Genomic DNA, 22,818 nt, shown 5'->3' on the forward strand with positions numbered 1-22,818 from the left:
GGACCGCACAGGCAGGGTGCACACGCACCGTGTCCTGGGGCCCCGATCAAGGGACCCGGTATTTTAGGTACGGGCCTGCGCGGCCACCCCCGTGTTTTCCAGTAGCAACGGCGCGCGCCGGCCCCCTGCGCCTTGGATCAGCGGCCGGGCGCCGCGGTGGCCGTGCCGGCACGCAGCTGCCACCAGCCTTCCAGGCTGTAGACGACCAATGCCGACCAGATAAGCACAAAGCCTGCCAGCCGGGAGGGCTGCAGGGGTTCGTGGAACAGCCAGACCCCCAGGGCGAACTGCAGGCTCGGCGAGATGTACTGCAGGATGCCCAGCGTGGCCAGGGGCAGTCGGCGGGCACCGGCGGCAAACAGCAGCAGCGGGATGGCCGTGAGCGGCCCCGCCAGCGCCAGCCAGCCGATGTGCACAGCATCGCCCTGCACCAGCACGCCCTGGCCTTGCCAGCCCCACCAGGCCATGGTGCCGAAGGCCAGAGGCGCGAGCATCAGCGTCTCTAGCGTCAGGCCTTCGAGCGCACCCAGTGGTGCCAGCTTGCGCAGCAGGCCGTAGACACCAAAAGTGAGCGCCAACACCAGCGCAATCCACGGCAGACGGCCGGTCTGCACGGTGAGCCACAGCACGCCGGCGGCCGCCACGGCCACCGCCAGCCACTGCCCGCGCCGGGGCCGCTCGTGCAGGAAGAAGAAGCCCATGGCCACGTTGACCAGCGGCAGGATGAAGTAGCCCAGGCTGGCGTCCACCACATGCTGGTTCTGCACCGCCCACACATAGGTCAGCCAGTTGGACGAGAGCAGCAGCGCCGACAGACCGAAGGCCAGCACCACCCGGGGCTGGCGCAGCAGTGCCGGCAGCCAGGCCCACTGCCGGCGCAGGCCCAGCACGGCGAGCAGGAACAGCAGCGCCCAGGCGGTGCGGTGCACCACCACTTCGAGTGCCGGCACGTCGGCCACCTGGCGGAAGTACAGAGGCAAGAGGCCCCAGGCGACATAGGCCAGGCTGGCGTAGAGGATTCCGGTGTTCATGGAGATCGAGAGATCGGGCGCATAAAAAATCCCTGCAAGCCCAAGGCACTGCAGGGATGCGGGGCAGGCGCCAGGAGCGCCGGCCGGGGAATCAATCTGCCAGGGGTCAGACGTTGAACAGGAAGTTCAGCACGTCGCCGTCCTTGACCACGTATTCCTTGCCTTCGGCGCGCATCTTGCCTGCGTCCTTGGCACCCTGCTCGCCCTTGAGCGCGATGTAGTCGTCGAAGGCGATGGTCTGCGCGCGGATGAAGCCGCGCTCGAAGTCACCGTGGATCACGCCGGCCGCCTGGGGCGCCGTGTCACCGATGTGGATGGTCCAGGCGCGCACTTCCTTCACGCCGGCGGTGAAGTAGGTCTGCAGGCCCAGGAGCTTGAAGGCGCCGCGGATCAGGCGGGCCAAGCCCGGCTCGCTCTGCCCCATCTCGGCCAGGAACATGTCGCGGTCCTCATCGCCCATCTCGGCCATCTCGGCTTCCATCTTGGCGCAGATGGCCACCACGGGCGCGTTCTGGCTGGCGGCGTATTCCTTCAGGCGGTCCAGGAAGGGGTTGTTCTCGAAGCCGTCCTCGCTCACGTTGCCCACGAACATCGCGGGCTTGGCCGTGATCAGGCACAGCGACTTGAGCAGGGGCTGCTCTTCCTTGGTGATCTCGACCGAGCGCGCGGGCTTGCCTTCGTTGAGGGCAGCCTGGATGCGCGTGAGCAGGGTGACCAGCTTGGCGGCGTCCTTGTCGTTGCCCGACTTGGCGGCCTTGCTGTAGCGGTTGAGCGCCTTGTCCACGGTGCCCAGGTCGGCCAGGCACAGCTCGGTCTGGATGACCTCGATGTCCGAGATCGGGTCCACGCGGCCGGCCACGTGGATCACGTTGTCGTCCTCGAAGCAGCGCACCACGTTGACGATGGCATCGGTCTCGCGGATGTGGGCCAGGAACTGGTTACCCAGGCCTTCGCCCTGGCTGGCACCCGCCACCAGGCCCGCGATGTCCACGAACTCGACGATGGCCGGCACGATGCGCTCGGGCGTGATGATGCTGGCCAGCTGGGCCAGGCGCGGATCGGGCACCTCGACCACGCCCACATTGGGTTCGATGGTGCAGAACGGGTAGTTCTCGGCGGCGATGCCGGCCTTGGTCAGCGCGTTGAAGAGGGTGGACTTGCCGACGTTGGGCAGGCCCACGATGCCGCATTGGAGGCTCATGGCAGGGCTTTCTGGAATTCGGGAGACAAACCCCGATTTTACGGGCCCGCCGCGCACCCCGCCCCACGCACCCCGGACAAGCCCTCAATCGAAGCGCAGATCGGCCGCCACGCGCTGGCCCACGCGCAGCACCTGGCCCGCGCCCTGGCGCACGATGGCGTTCATGCCGAAGGTGATGGCGCCATCCAGGCGCTTGTCCTGGCGGTAGCTGCGCAGCGTGTCGCCCACGGCCGGGGTGCTCTCGGCCGTGGCGGGGTCGATGTCGGGGATGGGGCAGCGTGCGCAGGGCTTGACGGGCACGAGCTGCAGCTCGCCGCCCTCGGCGTCGATGCGGATCTGGTCCACGCGGTCCTCGTCGTGCGCCTCGAAGCCGGCGAGCACCACGTTGGGGCGAAAGCGCTCGATGCCCACAGGGGCGTGGCCGGCCGCGGCCAGGCGCTCGTTGAGGCTGTCCATCGAAGCCTCGCTGGCCACCAACACCGGAAAGCCGTCGGCGAACTGGTTGGGCACCTCCACCCCGCCGGTCCAGTCCATGCTGGACAGGCGGCGCACCTCGGGGTCGAAGCGCACCAGGCGGCAGGGCGTGCCCAGGAAGTCGGTGAACCACTGGGCGGCCACGGCGCCCATGTCCCAGGCGGGCACGGTGTCGCGCCAGACCGTCACGGTCATGGGTTCTTCCACCACGTCGATGCCCACGTGCAGGGCCAGCATGCCGGGGGCGCGCAGCACCATCTCCTCGGTCTTGAGCTGGGGCCGGATCAGCGCCATGCGCGGCAGCTCGCGCTGGGTGATGAACTGGCCCTCGGGGTCCACCACCATCCAGGCGCGGTCCAGGTCCAGGCCGGTTTCGGTGAGCAATGCCTCGCGCACCTCGATGCCGGCACAGGACTTGATGGGGTAGACAAACAGGCGGGCAATGGTGCCCGACAGGTCGGATTCGGTGCTGAAGGTCACGCGCGGGGCTCCTGGAAAAGGACAAACGGGGGAAATGCCCGCAATTTTGCACTGCGCCCGAGGCCATGCCCCGGCTTCTACAATGGCCTGCATGGCGCAAACCTTTGATATCTGTATTCGCGGCGCGGGCATCGTGGGCCGCACCCTGGCCCTGCTGCTGGCGCGCGAACGCCTGCGGGTGGCCCTGGTGGCCGGCCCGGCCCCGGCGTCGGGCGGTCACTCCGATGTGCGTGCCTATGCACTCAACATGGCCTCGCGCCAGTTGCTCGAGGGCCTGCGCAGCTGGCCCGACGCAACCCATGCCACGGCCGTGCGCTCCATGCAGGTGGCGGGCGACCAGGGCGGCGCGGTGTGCTTCGACGCGCAGGCGCAGGGCGTGGACGCTCTGGCCTGGATCGTGGACGTGCCGGCCCTGGAGGCCCGGCTGGCCGAGGCCGTGCGCTACCAGCCCCAGGTCGAGACGCTCAGCGAGCCGGTCGAGGCCGCGCTGACGGTGGTCTGCGAGGGCCGCGCCAGCCAGACCCGCACCGAATTCGGCGTGGACTTCGAGGTCACGCCCTATGAACAGCACGCCATTGCCACGCGCCTGGTATGCGAACAGCCGCACGGCCAGGTGGCACGCCAGTGGTTTTTGCCCGACGGCATCCTGGCTTTTCTGCCCCTGGGCGGGCCCGAGGGGAACTCCGTGGCCGTCGTATGGTCTGTGCAGAAGGAACAGGTGCCGGCTTTGCTGGCGCTGGCCCCCGAAGAATTCACGCAGCGCCTGGAGGGAGCGAGCCAGCGCACGCTGGGCAGCCTGCAACTGGCCGGCGAGCGCGCCTCCTGGCCGCTGCAGCAGGCCCGGGCCAACCGCTGGTGCGGCGCCCTGCCCCCCAAGGGCAGGCAGCAGCGCAGTTTCGTGCTGGCCGGCGATGCGGCGCACAACGTGCACCCGCTCGCGGGCCAGGGCCTGAACCTGGGGCTGGCCGACGCCCAGGCCCTGGCCGGGCTGCTGCACGGCCGCGACTACTGGCGCAGCGTGGCCGACCTGAAGCTGCTGCGCCGCTACGAACGGGAGCGCAAGACGGCGCTGCTGCCGATGGGGCTGGCCACCGATGGTCTGCAGCAGCTGTTCGCCCGCCAGGACGGCCCCTGGCAGGCTCTGCGCAACTGGGGCATGAAGGGTTTCGAGCACAGCGGACCGATCAAGCATTTCGTGGCCCGCCAGGCCATGGGGATCCACTGACCCACTTACCGGCAACCAAGGGCGGCGTTCATCCGCAGGCCCGCCACACCGAATCCAAGCGAACGAGAACACCATGAAACTGATTTCCACCGTGCTCGCAGGTACCGCACTGGCCCTGCTGGGCCTGTCGGCCATGGCCCAGGAAGCGGCCATCCGCAAGGCCCTGGCCGAGCGCATTCCGCAGATGAAGCAGATCGACGAGGTCAGCCCCACGGCCATGCAGGGGCTGTACGAGGTGCGCATCGGCACCGACGTGTTCTACACCGATGCCAAGGGCAACTACCTGATCCAGGGCGAGCTGATCGACACCAAGGCGCGGCGCAACCTGACCGAGGACCGCATCGCCAAGATCACGGCCGTGGACTTCTCGGCCCTGCCGATCAAGGACGCCTTCACCATCGTGCGCGGCGACGGCAAGCGCAAGGTGGCGGTGTTCGAGGACCCCAACTGCGGCTACTGCAAGCGCTTCGAGCGCGACATGCAGAAGGTGGACAACGTGACGGTGTACCTGTTCCTGTACCCCATCCTGAGCCCCGATTCGGCCGAGAAGTCGCGCAACATCTGGTGCGCCAAGGACAAGGTCGCCGCCTGGCAGGACATGATGGTGCGCGACAGGAATCCGGCGTCCGCCAGCTGCGACACCACGGCGCTGCAGCGCAACCTGGCCTTCGGCAAGAAGCACAAGATCACCGGCACGCCGACCCTGATCTTCGCCGATGGCATCCGCGTGCCGGGCGCCATTGGAGCGCCGGACGTGGAAAAGCGCCTGGCCGAAGCCGCCGCCGAGACCCCCACGACGAACTAGACCGCCCGCTGCGGGACGCGCCGGCCCCCCGTGACCGGCCTCCCCTGATTTCGAACCGAGCGGGTCAGGCCCCTCCCCGAGGTGCCCCGGCCCCACGCCACGCAAAGCACCGCCCATGGCCACCCAGCGCACCGAAGACACGCCCCACGCCCCCGTCCACTATCGCATCGAGCCGGCGGACCTCAACGCCCATCTATTCTCGGTCACCCTCACGATCGCGGCCCCGGCCGAGCGGCAGGAGCTGTCGCTGCCGGTGTGGATCCCCGGCAGCTACCTGGTGCGCGAGTTCTCCAAGAACCTGCAGCAGTTGCAGGCCCGGCAGGGCCGACGCACGGTGCCCCTGGTCCAGCTCGAAAAGAACCGCTGGCAAGTGGAGTGCCGCCCCGGCCACCCCCTGGTGCTGAGCTACCAGGTTTGCGCCTACGACAACTCGGTTCGCACCGCCTGGCTCGATGCGGCGCGCGGCTTCTTCAACGGCACCAGCCTGTGCCTGCGCGTGCACGGCCAGGAGGACGGCGAGCACACGCTGGAGGTGGCCAGCACGGCCGCCACGGCGCACTGGTCGGTCGCCACCGGCCTCACGGCGCGGTCCACCGACAAGGCCGGCTTCGGCACCTATGCCGCCGCCCACTACGACGAGCTGGTGGACTGCCCGGTGGAGCTGGGCACCTTCTGGAGCGGCCGCTTCACCGCCGGTGGCGTGGCGCACCGCTTCGTGGTGGCAGGGGCAGCGCCCTCGTTCGACGGCAAGCGCCTGCTGGCCGACACGCAGAAGATCTGCGAGACGGCCATCGCCTTCTGGCATGGCGACAAGGGCAAGGCGCCGTTCAAGAGCTACCTGTTCATGCTCAACGCCGTGGGCGACAGCTATGGCGGGCTGGAGCACATCAACTCCACCGCCCTCATCTGCGGCCGGCGCGACCTGCCGCGCCAGGCCGAGGCCCGCGCCAGCGACGGCTACACCACGCTGCTGGGCCTGATCAGCCACGAGTATTTCCATACCTGGAACGTCAAGCGCCTGCGCCCCACCGAGCTGGCCCGCTACGACTACGGCCAGGAGAACTACACACAGCTGCTGTGGTTCTTCGAGGGCTTCACGAGCTACTACGACGACCTGCTGCTGCGCCGCGCGGGCCTGATCGACGACGCCACCTACTTGCGGCTGATCACCAAGACCGTCAACCAGGTGCTGCAGACCCCCGGGCGCCACGTGCAGACGGTGGCCCAGGCCAGCTTCGATGCCTGGGTCAAGTACTACCGCCAGGACGAGAACACGCCCAACTCCACGGTGAGCTACTACACCAAGGGCTCGCTGGTGGGCCTGTGCCTGGACCTGGCGCTGCGCCGCGACGGCAAGACCACGCTGGACGAGGTGATGCGCACGCTGTGGAAGCGCACCGAAGGCGGCCCCATGGCGGAAACCGACCTGCGCGCGGTGCTCAAGGCGCTGGCGCACCGTTCGTTCGACGCCGAGATCGATGCCTGGGTGCACAGCACGGCCGAGCTGCCGCTGGCCGAGCTGCTGGGCGCGCACGGCGTGCTGCTCAAGGCCGAACGCCCGCAGCTGGCCCAGCGCCTGGGCCTGCGCGTGGCAGAGAACCACAGCGTGCAGGTCAAGACCGTGCTGCGCGGCGGCGCCGCCGAGAAGGCCGGGCTGGCGGCGGGCGACGAGTGGCTGGGCGTGCTGGTGGATGGACAGGGCTGGCGCGTGCAGAAGCTCGACGACGTGGCCTTCTATGCCGGCACCGAGCACAAGCTGCAGGCCGTGGTGGCGCGCGATGGGCGCCTGCTGCACCTGCCGCTGGTGCTGCCGCCCGATGGCGCCGACCGCAAGGCGGCCCTGCCCGACACCATCAGCCTGGGCGTGACCAACAGCGCCGCCGTTGGCCGCTGGCTGGGTTGAGCCCGGCCGCGCAAAGCACCTGTCGCTTGGGTATAGTCGTCCGACCCCGGCACGCTGCCCCTTATAACTACCGAAGGAGATCCGATTCCATGGCCTACGAAACCATTGAAGTGCGCACCGAAGCCGAGAAGGTCGGCATCGTCACGCTCAACCGCCCCAAGCAGCTCAACGCGCTCAACGACCAGCTGATGAACGAGCTGGGCGAGGCCCTCAAGGCCTTCGACGCCGACGAGAAGATCGGCTGCGTCATCGTCACCGGCAGCGAGCGCGCGTTCGCCGCCGGTGCCGACATCGGTGCCATGGCCAAGTACAGCTTCGCCGACACCTACAAGGGCGACTACATCACGCGCAACTGGGAGACCATCCGCTCCATCCGCAAGCCCGTGATCGCGGCCGTGAGCGGCTTCGCCCTGGGCGGCGGCTGCGAGCTGGCGATGATGTGCGACTTCATCATCGCGGCCGACAACGCCAAGTTCGGCCAGCCCGAGATCAAGCTCGGCGTGATCCCCGGCGCCGGCGGCACGCAGCGCCTGCCACGCGCGGTGGGCAAGTCCAAGGCCATGGACATGGCCCTCACCGGCCGCATGATGGACGCCGCCGAAGCCGAGCGCGCCGGGCTGGTGAGCCGCGTCGTGCCCTTCGACAAGCTGGCCGACGAGGCCCTGGGCGCCGCCCTGGTCATCGCGGGCTTCTCGCAGATCGCCGTGATGGCCGCCAAGGAGTCGGTCAACCGCGCCTTCGAAGGCAGCCTGTCGGACGGCGTGATGTTCGAGCGCCGCCTGTTCCACGCCCTGTTCTCGACCCAGGACCAGAAGGAAGGCATGGACGCCTTCGTGAACAAGCGCCCCGCGAGCTTTACACACCAATAATTTTTGTTCTATAATTTCAGTCTTGCGGTGGTATAGCTCAGTTGGTTAGAGCGCAGCATTCATAATGCTGATGTCGGTGGTTCAAGTCCACCTACCACCACCACATTCAAAAAACCCGCTGCGCCCTGGCGCTGCGGGTTTTTTCTTTGGCCGGCGTTGTTTCGGCGCATGGTGTGCACGGTAAGGGCTTGTTCCAAAAGGCCTTTGCCAGTGCACCGGCCGGTAAAATCGCCTTCCCCACCTTGCTTCACAGCCTCTGGATACACACCATGAACCGCTGCACCCCTGCCCCGATCTCCCAGGCCCGCCAAGGCCGATCCCTGCGCAGCCTGGCCGCCGCCGGCCTTGCCGCGCTGCTGTGCGCCGCCGCCCCGGCACAGGCCCAGCAGGTGCCCGGCGGCATGGGCGAAATGCGCAACTTCCCCGACGCCTCGCTGCGCGGCAACCTGACCGTGCTGGCCGGGTCCGAGGCCAAGCTCAATGGCAACCCCATCCGCATGGCGCCGGGCATGCGCCTGTTCACGCCGCAGAACACGCTGGTCATGCTGCACACCGTGCAGGGCCAGACCTTCAAGGTCAACTACCTGGTCGAGAACAGCACGGGCATGCTGCTGTCGGCCTGGATCCTGACCCAGGGCGAAGCCGCCCAGCCGCGCAAGGGCGCGGACGGCATCCAGTTCAACTTCCGCACCGAGTCGGACCCGGTCAAGAAATAACAGCCGGCCCGGGCTGGCCCCCGCAGGCCCGCCCAGCGCCCCGCCCCGACCTGCCCCCAGCGGCCGCCCCGCGCGCGCCGCCGCATCCCCATTCGGACACGAGATTCACGCCATGGCCAAAAAAGTCTTCATCAAAACCTTCGGCTGCCAGATGAACGAGTATGACTCGGACAAGATGGCCGACGTGCTCCACGCGGCACAGGGCTACGAGCCCACGCAGAACGCCGAGGAGGCCGACCTGATCCTGTTCAACACCTGCTCGGTGCGCGAGAAGGCGCAGGAGAAGGTATTCAGCGACCTGGGCCGCTTCAAGCACCTGAAAGCACGCGGCGTGAAGATCGGCGTGGGCGGCTGCGTGGCCAGCCAGGAGGGCGCCGAGATCATCAAGCGCGCGCCCTACGTGGACGTGGTCTTCGGCCCACAGACCCTGCACCGCCTGCCCGAGCTCTTGAACCAGCGCGAGCGCCTGGACCGCCCGCAGGTGGACATCAGTTTCCCCGAGATCGAGAAGTTCGACCACCTGCCTCCGGCGCGGGTCGAGGGCGCGAGCGCCTTCGTCTCCATCATGGAAGGCTGCAGCAAGTACTGCAGCTACTGCGTGGTGCCCTACACGCGCGGCGAGGAGGTCAGCCGCCCCTTCGACGACGTGCTGGTGGAAGTCGCGGGCCTGGCCGACCAGGGCGTCAAGGAGATCACGCTGCTCGGCCAGAACGTGAACGCCTACCTGGGCAAGATGGGCGGCACCGCCGAGATCGCCGACTTCGCGCTGCTATTGGAGTATGTGGCCGAGATCCCCGGGATCGAACGCATCCGCTACACCACCAGCCACCCCAACGAGTTCACGCCGCGCCTGATCGCGGCCTACGCCAGCATCCCCAAGCTGGTCAACCACCTGCACCTGCCGGTGCAGCACGGCAGCGACCGCATCCTGATGGCCATGAAGCGCGGCTACACGGCCATGGAGTACAAGAGCACGGTGCGCAAGCTGCGCGCCATCCGCCCCGACCTGGCCATGAGCAGCGATTTCATCGTCGGCTTCCCCGGCGAGACCGAGGACGACTTCAACAAGATGATGAAGCTGATCGACGACATCCACTTCGACAACAGCTTCAGCTTCATCTTCAGCCCGCGCCCCGGCACGCCCGCCGCCGGCCTGCACGACGACACACCGCACGACGTGAAGCTGCGCCGCCTGCAGCACCTGCAGTCCGTGATCAACGCCAACATCAAGTCCATCAGCGAAAGCCGCGTGGGCACGGTGCAGCGCATCCTGGTGGAAGGCGCTTCCAAGCGCGACGCCACCGAGCTCATGGGCCGCACCGAGTGCAACCGCGTGGTCAACTTCGTGGGCCAGCCACGCCTGGTGGGCCAGATGGTGGACGTGACCATCACCGAAGCCAAGGCTTACACGCTGCGCGGCGAGGTCCTGACCCACGAAACCGCTGCGGCCTGAGCCCACGGCAGCCCCGATGGCGGACACCAGCACGGCCCCCGCAGCCGATCCCGGCAGAAACCGGCTGCACGGGCTGTCGTTCCAGCAACTGCTGCTGCTGGCCTTTCTGCTGATCGCGGGGCTGCTCGGCGCCAGCTCGCTGGGCGCCCTGTACTCGCTGGAACAGCTCATGGTGCAAAGCCGCGAGGGCGCCGTGCAGGCCACGCGCCTGAGCGCCGCCGCCCAGGCCCTGGGCCAGCGCGGGCAGACCATGGAGCGCGCGGCGCGGCAATCGCTGGTGCTGGGCGATGCGCAGCTGCGCCGCGGCTTCGACGACATCGCGCGCGACGCCCAGCAGACCCTGCAGCAGCTGCAGGAGGGCGGGCTTGCGGCCAAGCATGTGGCGCAGTGGCGCGCGCACCTGGCCACGGTGCAGTCGCTCATGGCAGCGCCGGCCGCCGTATCGCTGGAGAACGAACGCGCTGTGGCCGAGGAGTTCGCCTCGCTCGACACGCTGAACAACGCCATCGTGCAGGCCGTGCAGGAGCTCAATGCCGAGCGCAACAGCGCCCTGCAGGCCAAGGTCGACGCCAGCCGCCGCGAGGTCACGCACCAGGTGGTGGGCGTGATCGTGCTGGCGCTGGTGCTGGCCCTGTCCTTCGGCATCTGGCTGGCGCGGCCGTTCAAGCGGCTCGAAGGGGCCATCCGACTGCTCGGCGAGAACGACCTGGAGCAGCCCATCCAGATCAGCGGCCCGGCCGACGTGCGCCGTGTGGGCCTGCAGCTCGAATGGCTGCGTCTGCGCCTCCTGGAACTCGACTCGGACAAGGCGCGCTTTCTGCGCCATGTGTCGCACGAGCTCAAGACGCCCCTGGCCTCGATGCGCGAGGGCGTGGCCTTGCTGCAGGACGGCGTGACCGGCGAGCTCAACCCCGGGCAGCAGGAGGTCGCGCAGATCCTGCACCACAACACGATCGTGCTGCAAAACGAGATCGAGGCGCTGCTGCGCTTCAACGCCGCCGCCTTCGAGGCCCGGCAACTGCACCGCCGCGACACCGACCTGCTGGCGCTGCTGGAGGCCCAGGTCGAATCGCAGCGCCTGCAGTGGCAGGCCCGCGGCCTGCGCGTGCTGGTGCAGGGCGCGCCCGTGTCGCTGGCGCTCGACGGCGACAAGATCGCCTCGGCCATCGGCAACCTGCTGTCCAATGCCATCCGCTTCTCGCCCAAGCAGGGCACGGTGCGCCTGTCGGTGTCCAAGGTGCCGGGCCGGGTGCGCATCGACGTCGTCGACCAGGGCCCGGGCGTGGCCCCGGCCGACCGGCCCCATGTCTTCGAGCCCTTCTACCGCGGTGCGCGCCAGCCCGAGGACGCCGTGCGCGGCACCGGGGTCGGCCTGTCCATCGTCCAGGAATACATCGGCGCCCACGGCGGCCGGGTGGAACTGGTGGAAGATGGCGACCAATCCTTCTTTCGCATCGAATTGCCCCATGCCTCCTAGCCTGTCCCCTTCCCGTGCAGCGCGGTGCCAGATCGGTGCGCTGGTGCTGGCGCCCGCAGCGCTGCTGGCCGCCTGCATCCACACACCGCCCGCGCACAAGGCACCGCCGGCCCCCGTGGCCGTGGTGGTGCCCGCCCCCCTGCCGGTGGCGCCACCGCCCGCCGAGCCGCCCCGCGCAGCCGCCTCGCAGGCCAGCGCGCCGGTGCCCGAGGTATCCCAGCTCACCCAGGCGCTGGCCTATGCCGACCGCGTGCAGCGCATGCCCCCCGCCGAGCTGGGCCGCGAAATCGCCCGCCTGGGCGAGGCCGAGGACACGCTGGCCGCCAGCCCCCTGAACCTGGCGCTGGTACTGGCCCAGACACGCCAGCCCGTGGACACGGCCCGCGCCCTGGCACAGGTGCAGCGCCTGCTGGGCCACAACGACCCCGCCATGCAGCCCCTGCAGCCCCTGGCCCGCCTGCTGGAAGCGCGGCTGCTGCAGCAGCGCCGGCTGGAGGAGCAACTGGAGCGGCAGGCCCAGCAGCTGCGCGATGCCCAGCGCCGCACCGAGCAGCTCAACGAACGCCTGGAAGCCGTGCGCGCCATCGAGCGCAGCATGACCGCCCGGCCCCCGACCCCCACCGCCAGCGAGACCCGCTGAACCATGCCTCCAACCAGCAAGCCATCCAGCGCTCCGGCCAGCGGCCAGCACCGCATCCTGGTGGTGGATGACGACGCCGACATGCTGCGCCTGCTCTCGCTGCGCCTGAAGGGCGCGGGCTACGAGGTGATCGCCGTCGGCTCAGCCGAGGCCGCGCTGGCCCAGCTCGAGATGGCACGGCCGCAGCTGGTGCTCAGCGACGTGCGCCTGCCCGGCAAGGACGGGCTGGCCCTGTTCGACGAGGTGCGCGAGCGACACCCCTCGCTGCCCGTGATCCTGCTGACCGCGCACGGCACCATCCCCGACGCGGTGGAGGCCACCTCGCGCGGCGTCTTCACCTACCTGACCAAGCCCTACGACGGCAAGGACCTGCTCGAAAAAATCGGCCAAGCGCTGGCCCTGAGCGCGCCGGTGGTGGCCCAGGCGCATGCCAACGAGGCCTGGCGCACCGAGATCGTGAGCCGCTCCAACCGCATGACCGAGCTGCTGGCCGAGGCCTACATGGTGGCCCAGTCGGACGCCAGCGTGCTGCTGCTGGGCGACAGCGGCGCCGGCAAGGAGCTGCTGGCCCAGGCCATCCACCGGGCCAGCCCGCGCGCGGCCAGGCCCTTCGTGGCGGTCAACTGCGGCGCCATCCCCGAGGCGCTGCTCGAATCCGAGCTGTTCGGCCACGTCAAGGGCGCGTTTACCGACGCGACCAGCAACCACAAGGGCCTGTTCCAGGCCGCGGAGGGCGGCACCCTGCTGCTCGACGAGATCGGTGACATGCCACCGGCCCTGCAGGTCAAGCTCCTGCGCGTGCTGCAGGAGCGGGCCGTGCGGCCCGTGGGGTCGAGCCAGTCCACGCCCATCGACGTGCGCATCATCTCGGCCACGCACCGCGACCTGGAGGCCGCGATGGCCACAGCCCAGTTCCGCGAGGACCTGTACTACCGCCTCAACGTGGTGACGCTGGCGCTGCCCACGCTGGCCGAGCGGCGCGAGGACATCGCCCTTTTGGCCAACCACTTCCTGGACCGGCTGGCGCGCAAGTACGACAAGCGCCTGTCGGGCTTCGCGCCCGAGGCGCTCAAGGCCCTGACCACGGCCGCCTGGCCCGGCAATGTGCGCCAGCTGTTCAACGTGGTCGAGCAGGTGTGCGCGCTGTCCACCACGCCGCTGGTGCCGCTCACGCTGGTGCAGCGCGCGCTGCGCATCCCCTCGGCCCAGGTGCTGAGCTTTGCCGACGCACGCCAGCGCTTCGAGCGCGAGTACCTGGTGGGCCTGCTCAAGATGACCGATGGCAACGTGGCCGACGCCGCGCGCCTGGCCCAGCGCAACCGCACGGAGTTCTACCGGCTGTTGCAAAAGCATGCGCTGACACCCGGCCACTTCAAGAGCGACGCCACGCCGGACGAGGGCCTGGGCGATGACGTCGCCGATGAGCGACAGGAGTAAGTCGTTGATTTCAAAGGGATTGCCCAGAGTCGGCCATCCCCTTGTCGCTATCCGGCGACAAAAACCGGGCTTTTGGGGCTGTTTTGCTGCACCGCACATCTGCTTACAGGCCACACAACGCCTAAGCCGTTGATATACAAGCGTTTTTTCAAGCTGGCACAGGGTTTGCCCTATATGCCGGCATGGATGCTGTCTTTCCTTTCTTTTCACGCCCCTTGCGCCGCAGTGCTGCGACCGTGCTGGCGCTGTCAGCCTTGCTGGCGGCCAGCGTGGCGCAGGCCCAGGCGTTCGATTTCGAGAGCCTGACGAAGCTGGCACGCGAGCGCGCTGACAAGCCTTTCGTTGCTGCCAGCGACAAGCTGCCTGCCGATCTGGCACAGCTCAACTACGACCAGGTGCGCGACATCCGCTACAAGCCCGAGCGCGCCTTGTGGCGCGCCGAGAAGCTGCCCTTCGAGGCCATGTTCTTCCACCTGGGCCTGTACCAGACACAGCCGGTGCGCATCCACGAGGTGACGCCCACCGGTACGCGCGACATCCCCTACAGCCGCGCCGACTTCGACTACGGCAAGAACACGGTGCAGCCCCAGGCCTGGGGCGACCTGGGCTTTGCGGGCTTTCGCCTGCACAACCACCTCAACGCGCCCGAGTACAAGGACGAACTGGCCGTGTTCCAGGGTGCGAGCTACTTCCGCGCGCTGGGCGCGGGCCAGCAGTACGGCCTGTCCGCCCGCGGCCTGGCCATCGACACGGTGGGCGGCAGCGGCGAGGAGTTCCCGCGCTTCACCGACTTCTGGCTGGCCAAGCCCGACGCCCAGGGCAAGCAGGTCACCGTGTTCGCACTCCTCGACTCGCCCCGTGCCACCGGGGCCTACCGCTTCGACATCACGCCCGGGCCGCAGACGCTGACCACGGTGCGCGCGCGGGTCTTCGTGCGCGGCAATGCCGCCAAGCCCATCGGCACGCTGGGTGTGGCGCCGCTGACCAGCATGTTCTTCTTTGGCGAGAACCAGCCACGCAAGCAGGACTTCCGCCCCGAGGTGCACGACTCGGACGGCCTGATGGTCGCCACGGGCGAAGGCGAGTGGCTGTGGCGCCCGCTGCAGAACCCGGGCAGCACGCTGGTGACCTCATTCACCACCACCAACCCCAAGGGCTTCGGCCTGATGCAGCGCGACCGCCAGTGGGCCAGCTACGAGGACGTGGAAGCCCGCTACGAGCGCCGCCCCAGCGCCTGGGTGCGCCCGCTGCACGACTGGGGCCCGGGCCGCGTGGAGCTGGTGCAGAACAACACGCCCGACGAAACGCACGACAACATCGTCGCCTACTGGGTACCGGCCAAGTTGCCAGCCCCCGGCACGCCGCTGGAGTTCTCGTACGAGCTCGGCTGGCAGGGCGACGAGCAGCAGCGCCCGCCAGGCAGTTGGGTCACGCAATCGCGCCGCGGCATGGGTTTTTCCAAGCAGAGCGCCCAGGAGCTGCGCCAGCAGGTGCAGTACGTGGTCGATTTCACCGGCCCGGCGCTGGCGGCCCTGCCGGCCGATGCCGCCGTGAAGGCCGTCGTCACCGCCGACGCCAACGGCAAGGTTCTCGAAAACGCGGCCTACCGCAACCCTGCCACCGGGCAGTGGCGCATGACCGTGCGCGTACGGCGCCAGCAGGCCGATCGCCCGATCGAGCTGCGCGCCTTCCTTCAACACGACAACAACGCTGTGAGCGAAACATGGACGCACATCATTCTTCCCGAGTAAGCCCTTCGGAGCCCCTCGCCCTTGAAGACCATGGCACCGGTCGCACGCAGCGCAGCACGCTGCGCGAGGAGCGCCACCCCAACTCCATGACCGCGCCTCCGCTCAACCGCGGCTCCATGGTGCCCCTGCCCTGGCGCGGCTTCTGGAACAGCATCGGCACCGCGTTGCTGCTGCGCCTGACCGGCCGCCCCGGCAGCGCCGCACCGGCCACCCCGGCCGGCCTGCAGCACGAGGCCTGGCAGGGTGCTGCCCAGCGCCGCCGCTGGACCTTTGCGCTGCTCACGGTGCTGAGCACCACGCTGGCCACGACCCTCTTCGCCGGCGTGCAGCCCGACTACGACAACGCCTGGCTGGGCTATGGCCAGATGGCACTGTTCGCGCTGCTCTCGGCCTGGGTGGTCACCGGCTTCATGACCGGCATGATGGGCTTCTGGGTCATGCTGCGCGGCGACCGCCATGCGCTGTCGGCCAAAAGCGTGGCATCGCACACGCTTTCGCCCGATGCGCGCACGGCCATCATCATGCCGATCTGCAACGAGGACGTGGCGACCGTGTTTGCCGGCCTGCGCGCCACCTGCGAGTCGGTGGCGGCCACGGGCCACGGCACGACCTTCGACGTGTTCGTGCTGTCCGACAGCTACGACCCCGCAATCGCCAAGGCCGAGCGTGCCGCCTGGGAAGACCTGCGCAGCGCGCTGGCCGAGCATGCCCAGCAGCCCCAGGTGCAGGTGTACTACCGCCTGCGCACGCGCCGCAGCCACCGCAAGGCCGGCAACGTGGCCGACTTCTGCCGCCGCTGGGGCAAGGACTACCGCTACATGGTGGTGCTCGATGCCGACAGCGTGATGAGCGGCGACTGCATCGTCTCCATGGCCAAACTGATGGAAGCCAACCCCAGCGCCGGCATCGTCCAGACGGCCACACAGGCCATCGGCCACGTCACGCTGCACGCGCGCGCTCAACAGTTCGCCTCGCGCGTCACCGGCCGCCTGTTCACCCTGGGCATGCAGTACTGGCAACTGGGCGAGTCGCACTACTGGGGCCACAACGCCATCATCCGCATGGAGCCGTTCATGCAGCACTGCGCGCTGGCGCCCATCGAGGGCAAGGGCGGCATGTCGGGCGGCATCATGTCGCACGACTTCGTCGAGGCCGCGCTGATGCGCCGCGCCGGCTACCACGTGTGGCTGGTATCCGACCTGGTCGGCAGCTACGAGCAGCAGCCGCCGGACCTGCTGGCCGAGCTGCAGCGCGACCGCCGCTGGTGCCAGGGCAACCTGCAGAACGCCCGCCTGATGGCCGAGCCCGGCATCCATGCGGTGCACCGTTCGATGTTCGTGACCGGCGCCATGGCCTACCTCTCGGCCCCGCTGTGGCTGGCCTTCCTGACGCTGGGCACGGCCCTGTGGCTGTCGGGCGCGCCGGTGGTGGCCAACTGGCACATCCTGCCGGCCGAGCTGCTGGGCCTGTGGGGCTGGACGGTGTCCATGCTGTTCCTGCCGCGCATCCTGGGCGTGACCGCGGTCTTCATGCGCCGCGAGCAGGCGCAGTACGGCGGCGGCTGGAGCCTGGTCAAGAGCGCCGTGGTCGAAAGCGTGCTGGCCATCCTGCAGGCGCCCGTGCGCATGCTGGCCCACTCGCTGTTCGTGCTGCTGGCCATCACCGGTCTGGAGCTGCAGTGGAAGTCGCCCCCGCGCGAAGCCAATGCCGTGCCCTGGGGCCAGGCCACGCGCCAGCTCGCGCCCATGACCGCCGTGATCGCCCTGCTGGCCCTGGGCGTTGCCTTCGTCGACGGCAGCGCGCTGCTGTGGCTCATGCCCGTGGGCCTGCCGCTGGCGCTGGCCATTCCGCTGGCGGTGCTGACCAGCCAGATCGCGCTGGGCAAGGCGATGCGTGCGCAGCGCCTGCTGCTGATCCCCGAAGAGTCGTGGTCGCCACCGGTACTGCGCCGCGCCTGGCTGCATGCCAGCCGCCTGGCACGGCCGGCCCTGCGGGCGGCATGATCAAAGTGTGACAAATGCCACACAAACACGAAGCCGGTGCATGCACCGGCTTTTTTCTTGTCCGCTACCCATTCGATAGCACCTGATGCTGGCTGGCCGTGAATGACAACGGAACCAGCGGCTTGGCCAGTCACCCAAACAGGCGCTGGACAGTCCACGGCACTCCCTTACGATACGCACGCCTCGGAACCCGCCGCGCACAAGGTGGCGGGTTCTGCCGATTGTTGTTGCCTTCCTGTGGACCTGCCCTCGATGCCATCGCTCCTCGCTCCCTGCGCCGCCAAGCGGCGCTTCTTCCACGCCAGTGCCCTGGCACTGGCCCTCGCGGCCGCAGGCTGCGCTGCGCCCCCCGCGCAGGTGGCCGAGACCCCGCCCCCCGCGCCCCAGGCCGCCCCCGAACCCGCGCCGCCGGCCGAGCCACCAGGCCGCATCATCTTTGCCGGCTTTGCGATGCACTCGCAGTCCAAGGCCTTCCGCAACGACGTGCAGCTGGCCGAAAAGCTGGTCAGCGAGATCGACCCCAATGCCCTGATGCTGCGGCTGGCCAACCCGGCCAAGGACCAGAGCGCCGACTGGCCGCAGGCCACGGCCGAGAACTTCGCGCTGGTGATGGCCAAGACGGCCGAGGTGGCGCGCCCGCGTGACCGCGTACTGCTGTTCATCTCCACCCATGCCAACCCCGGCCTGCTCAGCGTCAACGCGGGTGGCAAGAACCAGCAACCCATCACGCCCAAGATCCTCAACGACGCCCTGGCCCCCCTGGCCAAGGTACCCACGCTGGTGGTGCTGTCCGCCTGCTACAGCGGTGCCTTCATCGAACCGCTCAAGGCCCCGAACCGCGTGGTGCTGACCGCGACCGATGCGCGCAGCACCTCGTTCAAGTGCCAGTACACGGGCAACCACACCCCGTTCGCCGAGGCCCTGTTCGGCCAGGCCGGTGCCGAGAAGCTGTCGGTCACCGACTGGATGGGCGAAGCCCAGAAATCCATCGCCGCGCAGGAAAAGCGCCGCAAGCTGCCGGCCTCCAAGCCCCTGGTCTTTGTCGGCGACGAAGCCAAGGCCTGGGCCGGCCAGCCACTCAAGGACTGGCTGCAGGCGCCATAAGCGCACGCATGCCTTGGTGCCGGGCATCCCCCGGCGTTTCCGCCCCCTTTTTCGCCGCACACCATGCTGACTGCCACCGCCCCGACCCTGCACGCCACCCCACTGTCCGGCCCCTTGCTGGACGCCTACCTGGACGAAGCCGAGGCCTTGTTCGAGGCCAGCGAAGAGAACAGCGCAGCGGACGGCCAGGGCGAGAGCGAGGAAGCCGCGCATGCGCGGCGCATGCAGGCCCTGGCCGACATGCTGGGCCTGCAGCCGCTGCAGCCCGGATCGCTCGACGTGCTGCACCGCGTGCATGAACTGTGGATGCAGGCCGGCCAGCCGGCGCAGGCCCTGCAGGCCATCGACACCCATGCCACCGCCCTGGTGAACGAGCTGCCTGCCGCCGAGCGCCACGACGCGCAGGTGCACGCCGGCTTCGCCCGCACCCAGGCCTTGCGCGCCCTGCCCGAGCAAGCCGCGCTGCTGCGCCAGGCGCTCGACGCCATGGCGCGCCTGCTGGCCCAGCCGCCGCTGGACCAACAGTCCGACCGGGCCTGGGAGCACCTGGCAGGGCAGGCCGAACGCAGCCAGGACTATGGCGTCTGGCGCCGCTGCGCCGAAGCCCGCTATGCACTGCAGGTGGTGCAGCCCGGGCGCTCTGCCTACCGCGCCTGGGACGAGGCGGTAAAAGCCACGCGCCTGGCCGAAGTGGCCGCCGCCGAGGGCCACGCGGCGCAGGCGCGGCAGTTGGTGCAGCAGGCCATGGACCAGCTGCGCAACGCCGCCCCCGGGCAGGACGTGGACCACGAGGACTGGCTGAAGCTGGGCGAGCAGTTCGTGGCCCTGGACCCGACGAGCATCGAGACCATCGTGCAGCAGATCCCGGCGCGCATGCCCGCCGACCTCACCCGGCCGCTGCAGCGCGACGTCTCGGTGCGCCGCGCCCGCCTGCAGGCCCGGGCCCTGCAGCGCCAGGGCCGATTCAACGAAGCCCTGGTCAAGGCCAGGCAAGGCCGCTTCGGCCTGACCAATGACCAGCAGGACGATTTCAGCATCTTCGTGCTCGACCTGCTGATCGAAGCCGGCCGGCTGGACGACGCGGCAGAGCTGGCCTTCGAGAGCGCCAGTAGCAAGCGCCCGGGTTCAATGCGGCATGCCTGCACGGTGGCCCTTGCGCAGATGAAGGCGCACCTGGCCCGGGGCGCCACGCCCCACCCCGGCTGGCACCTGGCGCTGGCCAGCGCCGCCATGGACGACGCCGGGTGGGTGGAAGACCCCGAGGACCCGCAGGCCTTCATCGGGCACCACCTCGCGCAGGTGCGCAGCGCCGTGCCCCAGCACCCGGCGCTGGCGTGCCTGGACGGGCTGCGCCTGTTCGCCGCCGGTGAGCATGCGCGCGCCCTGCCGCTGCTGGAGACGGCGGTGCGCGAGCCCGCCATGGCCGCGCCCGACCTGCTGCAGGCGCTGTGGGTCAGCCGGATCAAGGTGCATGGCGTCACCAAGGCGCTGCAACAGCCGTTTGCGGCCTCGCCCGCCGCAGGCTGGTGCTACAACATCGGCGTATGGCTGGACTTCAACCTGCAGCAGGCCTGCGGCGCCAGCGGCGACGAGGACTGGCCCGAGCAGGACATCGACACCCTCAAGGCCCGCTACTACGAGGCGGCCGTGGTGCATTTCGAGGCCTTCTTCGCCACGGGCGAAGGCTGGTTCCGCGATGGCGACGTGCATGTCTACTCCATGCTGTGCAACAACCTGGCCATCTACTACCGCTGGAACCTCAAGGAGTACGACAAGGCCATCGAACTGCACCACAAGGGCCTGGCCACCAGCCCCTTTGCAGAGCACCACAACGGCCTGGTGTCCTGCTACTCGGCATCGGAGCGCAAGGCCGAGCTCATCGCGGCGGCCGACACGCTGTGGCACTACGCGCTGGACTTTGGCTACGGGCGCCACGATCCCACGGACTACTTCAAGCGCGTGTGCCGCGCGCTCTACGAACTCGACCGCGACAACGAGATCGACATCTGGCTGCAGCGCCTGGACGAATGGTGGAACGGCCTGGACGGCGATGACCAGGCCGCGAACGAGGACGACTACCTCGGCGCCCTGCTGGTCATGCTGCGCAACCTGGCGTGGTCGCAGCCGGCCGACGCGCTGGCGCGGCTGGAACGCGTGATGCCGCGCGTGCAGGCCAATGCGCTGCCCGGCGTGCGGCGCGTGGCCGGCAACGTGTACGAGAACACCAAGCACTTCGAGCGGGCCATGGCGCTCTACCAGGAGTCGCTCAGGATGGTGCGCCCGAACAACGAGAGCGACGCCGAGCAGGCCGGCTACGCGCGCGACGACATCGCCAGCTGCAAGAAGGCCATGGCAGCCGGCAAGCCCTGGTGGAAACTCTGGTAATGGCGCCTGGCGCCGCCACGCGCGGCACCTATGGCGCGCGCGACGTGGTCAACGCGCCGGCCATCCAGAGCGCCATCGGGCGCCGCAGCCAGGAGCGCGGCGATCCCGAGGAGGTACGCGCCTGGCTGGCGAACCACTTCTACCGGCACCTGGTGGGCAACCTGCAGGCCCCGGCGCCGGTGCTGCAGGCCGTCACGCAGCGCGAGCAGGCGCAGGCGCTGCTCAGGCCGGCGCCCGTGCCGCACTGGGCGCTGGCCCGGCTGGGCGACGCCCCGGTGCGCCATGCGCCCGGGCCCGAAACCCCGCTGTGGTGGATCGACCCCGAGGCCGACGCAGTGCTGGCGCTCGAGGCCCGGCTCGTGGAGTTCCTGCTGTCGCGCGAAGGCACGGCGCTGCAGGGCAAGCTGCAGCGCGTGACCGCCCCGCAGGCGCTGGCCCTGTGGGCAGAGGAACATGCGGCCTACGAAGCCAAGGCCGCTGCTGGCTGGCGCGAACACCAGAGCGAGGCCGTGGCGCTGGCCTGGCAGGGCGAGCAGTGCCATTTCATCGAGTTCCGGCCGGACAGCGAACACCTGCGCGCGGAGATGGCCTACGAGAGCCAGATGATGCGCCACTGCCTGGGCCAGTTCGCGAGCCGGCGCAGCCTGGCCGGCGGCTACGGCGAGCACTACGCCAAGGCCTGCGAAGAGGGGCGCATGCGCCTATTTTCCTACCGCACGGCCAGCCACGTGCCACACATCACGATCAGCGCCCATGTGCGCGAGGATGGCCGCCTGGCCATCGACCAGATCAAGGGCAAGCAGAACCGCCCGCCCATCGAGCGCTACCAGGGCGAGGTGCTGGCCTTGCTCAACCAGTTGACCACCTGCGAGGACGCGCCCCCCGACGCGCTGCAGATGGGCATCGTGCGCACGGCCCAGGGCTGGTGCGCCGTGCGCGACGTGGTGCACGAGCAGGACCAGCTGCGCCTGGTGCAGGCCCGGCCCGCACTGGTGCGCGAGCTGCCCGCCCCCTCGCCGCTGGTGCAGTGGCTGGTGGCGGCGCGCGATCCGGCGCTGCTGCAGGGCCTGCCGCTGGCGGCCTCGGTGGCGGCGGCACTGGATGCCGGCGGCACGCAGGCCACGGAGCTCCCGCCATGATCGCCTGGTTGCTCATCGCGCTGGGGTTCTGCCTCGTGGGCTGGCTGGCCTGGCGGCTGCTGCTGTGGGTGCTGGGGCCCTTCCTGCGCTGGTACGGGCGGCCGCGCCTGCGCCGCCAGTATGTGCTGGACGCGCACTGGAGCTGGACCCTGGCCCTGGCCGATCCCATGGCCTTCGCGCGCATCCAGGGCGGCTTCGCCGATGCGCGCATGCCGCGCCTGGCCGATTCGCTGCAGCAGTCCCTGCGCCCGGCCCTGCTGCACCTGCTAGGCCTGCGCAGCGACATGGCCGATGACCAGGTCCGCGCCGCCCTGCCCGCGCAGCTGCGCGAGCGCTGGTTCCGCATGGGCCTGGACGCCCTGCGCCCCGACGATGCCCCGCGCGACGCGATGGCCCTGGCCTGCGCGCGCGTGGCCTTCGCGACGCGCACCGCCGCCCTGCTGGGCTGGCTGGACGAGGCCACGCAGTGGCAGATCCTGCACCACAACGCGCAGCGCGCGGCCGACTGCTTCCACAGCTGGCAGGATTTCGGCAGCGCCTGCGCACGCGGCCGCCATCAATGGGTGGCCCATTCGCGCGCCGACAGCCTGGGGGTGGCCTTCACCGAGGAAGAGGTGGCGCAATGGGTGGCCAACCGCGACCATCCCTGGCACTGGCTGCCCTGGCCGCTGCCGCCACCGCCCATGAAAAAGCCCTGAGGAGCCGGCGCTCATCAGGGCTGTGGA

Annotated in this window: 18 protein-coding genes and 1 tRNA gene; 16 read left to right on the forward strand and 3 right to left on the reverse strand. The window is 69.4% G+C overall.

The features are described 5' to 3' along the window. Positions 1-137: 137 nt before the first annotated feature. The 3 genes from rarD to AC07PF_RS08990 form a co-directional block, all read right to left on the reverse strand. Positions 138-1,031, reverse strand: a complete 894-nt coding sequence (rarD, locus tag AC07PF_RS08980; protein WP_007853199.1) for an EamA family transporter RarD — start codon at positions 1,029-1,031, stop codon at positions 138-140. A gap of 106 nt (positions 1,032-1,137) precedes the next feature. Then, entirely contained in the window at positions 1,138-2,232 is a 1,095-nt protein-coding gene (ychF, locus tag AC07PF_RS08985; RefSeq protein WP_494611605.1) for a redox-regulated ATPase YchF, read from the reverse strand. 84 nt (positions 2,233-2,316) lie between these two features. Beyond that, positions 2,317-3,186 (reverse strand): MOSC domain-containing protein, encoded by an 870-nt coding sequence (locus AC07PF_RS08990; protein ID WP_494611606.1) that lies wholly within the window; start codon positions 3,184-3,186, stop codon positions 2,317-2,319. Between the two features lie 91 nt (positions 3,187-3,277). On the opposite strand from AC07PF_RS08990, the gene AC07PF_RS08995 reads away from it, so the two are divergent. The 16 genes from AC07PF_RS08995 to AC07PF_RS09070 all read left to right on the forward strand — a co-directional run bounded on the left by AC07PF_RS08995 (position 3,278) and on the right by AC07PF_RS09070 (position 22,791). Further along, positions 3,278-4,411: an FAD-dependent monooxygenase gene (locus AC07PF_RS08995; RefSeq protein ID WP_494611607.1), complete on the forward strand. Its 1,134-nt coding sequence runs from the start codon at positions 3,278-3,280 to the stop codon at positions 4,409-4,411. A 73-nt stretch (positions 4,412-4,484) separates the two neighbouring features. Then, positions 4,485-5,216 (forward strand): DsbC family protein, encoded by a 732-nt coding sequence (locus AC07PF_RS09000; protein ID WP_007853206.1) that lies wholly within the window; start codon positions 4,485-4,487, stop codon positions 5,214-5,216. A gap of 115 nt (positions 5,217-5,331) precedes the next feature. Beyond that, on the forward strand, positions 5,332-7,119 hold the full coding sequence (locus tag AC07PF_RS09005) for a M61 family metallopeptidase (RefSeq protein WP_494611608.1): 1,788 nt from the start codon (positions 5,332-5,334) through the stop codon (positions 7,117-7,119). An 89-nt stretch (positions 7,120-7,208) separates the two neighbouring features. Then, complete coding sequence (locus AC07PF_RS09010; protein ID WP_494611609.1) at positions 7,209-7,988, forward strand: enoyl-CoA hydratase; 780 nt, start codon at positions 7,209-7,211, stop codon at positions 7,986-7,988. A gap of 26 nt (positions 7,989-8,014) precedes the next feature. After that, positions 8,015-8,091 (forward strand) — tRNA-Met (locus AC07PF_RS09015). Positions 8,092-8,257: 166 nt separating this feature from the next. Continuing rightward, positions 8,258-8,704 (forward strand): hypothetical protein, encoded by a 447-nt coding sequence (locus tag AC07PF_RS09020; RefSeq protein WP_494611610.1) that lies wholly within the window; start codon positions 8,258-8,260, stop codon positions 8,702-8,704. A gap of 112 nt (positions 8,705-8,816) precedes the next feature. After that, a complete protein-coding gene (miaB, locus tag AC07PF_RS09025) occupies positions 8,817-10,157 on the forward strand; it encodes a tRNA (N6-isopentenyl adenosine(37)-C2)-methylthiotransferase MiaB (RefSeq protein WP_494611611.1) in 1,341 nt (446 codons plus the stop codon). Positions 10,158-10,173: 16 nt separating this feature from the next. Beyond that, positions 10,174-11,634: a sensor histidine kinase gene (locus AC07PF_RS09030; RefSeq protein ID WP_494605637.1), complete on the forward strand. Its 1,461-nt coding sequence runs from the start codon at positions 10,174-10,176 to the stop codon at positions 11,632-11,634. Then, complete coding sequence (locus tag AC07PF_RS09035; protein ID WP_494611612.1) at positions 11,624-12,274, forward strand: hypothetical protein; 651 nt, start codon at positions 11,624-11,626, stop codon at positions 12,272-12,274. Before AC07PF_RS09030 ends, AC07PF_RS09035 begins: the two co-directional genes overlap by 11 nt. Positions 12,275-12,277: 3 nt before the next feature. Beyond that, positions 12,278-13,711, forward strand: coding sequence for a sigma 54-interacting transcriptional regulator (locus tag AC07PF_RS09040; RefSeq protein WP_007853219.1), 1,434 nt, complete (start codon positions 12,278-12,280; stop codon positions 13,709-13,711). Positions 13,712-13,893: 182 nt separating this feature from the next. Further along, a complete protein-coding gene (locus tag AC07PF_RS09045; protein ID WP_494611613.1) occupies positions 13,894-15,462 on the forward strand; it encodes a glucan biosynthesis protein G in 1,569 nt (522 codons plus the stop codon). After that, a complete protein-coding gene (mdoH, locus tag AC07PF_RS09050; RefSeq protein ID WP_494611614.1) occupies positions 15,435-17,465 on the forward strand; it encodes a glucans biosynthesis glucosyltransferase MdoH in 2,031 nt (676 codons plus the stop codon). Before AC07PF_RS09045 ends, mdoH begins: the two co-directional genes overlap by 28 nt. A gap of 252 nt (positions 17,466-17,717) precedes the next feature. After that, positions 17,718-18,569, forward strand: coding sequence for a C13 family peptidase (locus AC07PF_RS09055; protein WP_494611615.1), 852 nt, complete (start codon positions 17,718-17,720; stop codon positions 18,567-18,569). A 63-nt stretch (positions 18,570-18,632) separates the two neighbouring features. Then, on the forward strand, positions 18,633-20,954 hold the full coding sequence (locus tag AC07PF_RS09060) for a hypothetical protein (protein ID WP_494611616.1): 2,322 nt from the start codon (positions 18,633-18,635) through the stop codon (positions 20,952-20,954). After that, complete coding sequence (locus AC07PF_RS09065; RefSeq protein WP_494611617.1) at positions 20,954-22,093, forward strand: hypothetical protein; 1,140 nt, start codon at positions 20,954-20,956, stop codon at positions 22,091-22,093. The genes AC07PF_RS09060 and AC07PF_RS09065 overlap by 1 nt, the downstream gene beginning before the upstream one ends. After that, on the forward strand, positions 22,090-22,791 hold the full coding sequence (locus AC07PF_RS09070; protein ID WP_007859323.1) for a DUF1266 domain-containing protein: 702 nt from the start codon (positions 22,090-22,092) through the stop codon (positions 22,789-22,791). The genes AC07PF_RS09065 and AC07PF_RS09070 overlap by 4 nt, the downstream gene beginning before the upstream one ends. Positions 22,792-22,818: the final 27 nt, after the last annotated feature.

This window comes from Acidovorax sp. GW821-FHT10A04, assembly GCF_059415825.1.

Bases quoted from the DNA above. Each gene is read 5' to 3' on its own strand.
- AC07PF_RS09065 (WP_494611617.1), top strand. From the start codon at position 20,954: ATGGCGCCTGGCGCCGCCACGCGCGGCACCTATGGCGCGCGCGACGTG.
- AC07PF_RS09060 (WP_494611616.1), top strand. From the start codon at position 18,633: ATGCTGACTGCCACCGCCCCGACCCTGCACGCCACCCCACTGTCCGGC.
- rarD (WP_007853199.1), bottom strand. From the start codon at position 1,031: ATGAACACCGGAATCCTCTACGCCAGCCTGGCCTATGTCGCCTGGGGC.
- AC07PF_RS09010 (WP_494611609.1), top strand. From the start codon at position 7,209: ATGGCCTACGAAACCATTGAAGTGCGCACCGAAGCCGAGAAGGTCGGC.
- AC07PF_RS09040 (WP_007853219.1), top strand. From the start codon at position 12,278: ATGCCTCCAACCAGCAAGCCATCCAGCGCTCCGGCCAGCGGCCAGCAC.
- AC07PF_RS09035 (WP_494611612.1), top strand. From the start codon at position 11,624: ATGCCTCCTAGCCTGTCCCCTTCCCGTGCAGCGCGGTGCCAGATCGGT.
- ychF (WP_494611605.1), bottom strand. From the start codon at position 2,232: ATGAGCCTCCAATGCGGCATCGTGGGCCTGCCCAACGTCGGCAAGTCC.
- AC07PF_RS09005 (WP_494611608.1), top strand. From the start codon at position 5,332: ATGGCCACCCAGCGCACCGAAGACACGCCCCACGCCCCCGTCCACTAT.
- AC07PF_RS09070 (WP_007859323.1), top strand. From the start codon at position 22,090: ATGATCGCCTGGTTGCTCATCGCGCTGGGGTTCTGCCTCGTGGGCTGG.
- AC07PF_RS08995 (WP_494611607.1), top strand. From the start codon at position 3,278: ATGGCGCAAACCTTTGATATCTGTATTCGCGGCGCGGGCATCGTGGGC.
- AC07PF_RS09000 (WP_007853206.1), top strand. From the start codon at position 4,485: ATGAAACTGATTTCCACCGTGCTCGCAGGTACCGCACTGGCCCTGCTG.
- AC07PF_RS09055 (WP_494611615.1), top strand. From the start codon at position 17,718: ATGCCATCGCTCCTCGCTCCCTGCGCCGCCAAGCGGCGCTTCTTCCAC.
- AC07PF_RS09030 (WP_494605637.1), top strand. From the start codon at position 10,174: ATGGCGGACACCAGCACGGCCCCCGCAGCCGATCCCGGCAGAAACCGG.
- mdoH (WP_494611614.1), top strand. From the start codon at position 15,435: ATGGACGCACATCATTCTTCCCGAGTAAGCCCTTCGGAGCCCCTCGCC.
- AC07PF_RS09045 (WP_494611613.1), top strand. From the start codon at position 13,894: ATGGATGCTGTCTTTCCTTTCTTTTCACGCCCCTTGCGCCGCAGTGCT.
- miaB (WP_494611611.1), top strand. From the start codon at position 8,817: ATGGCCAAAAAAGTCTTCATCAAAACCTTCGGCTGCCAGATGAACGAG.
- AC07PF_RS09020 (WP_494611610.1), top strand. From the start codon at position 8,258: ATGAACCGCTGCACCCCTGCCCCGATCTCCCAGGCCCGCCAAGGCCGA.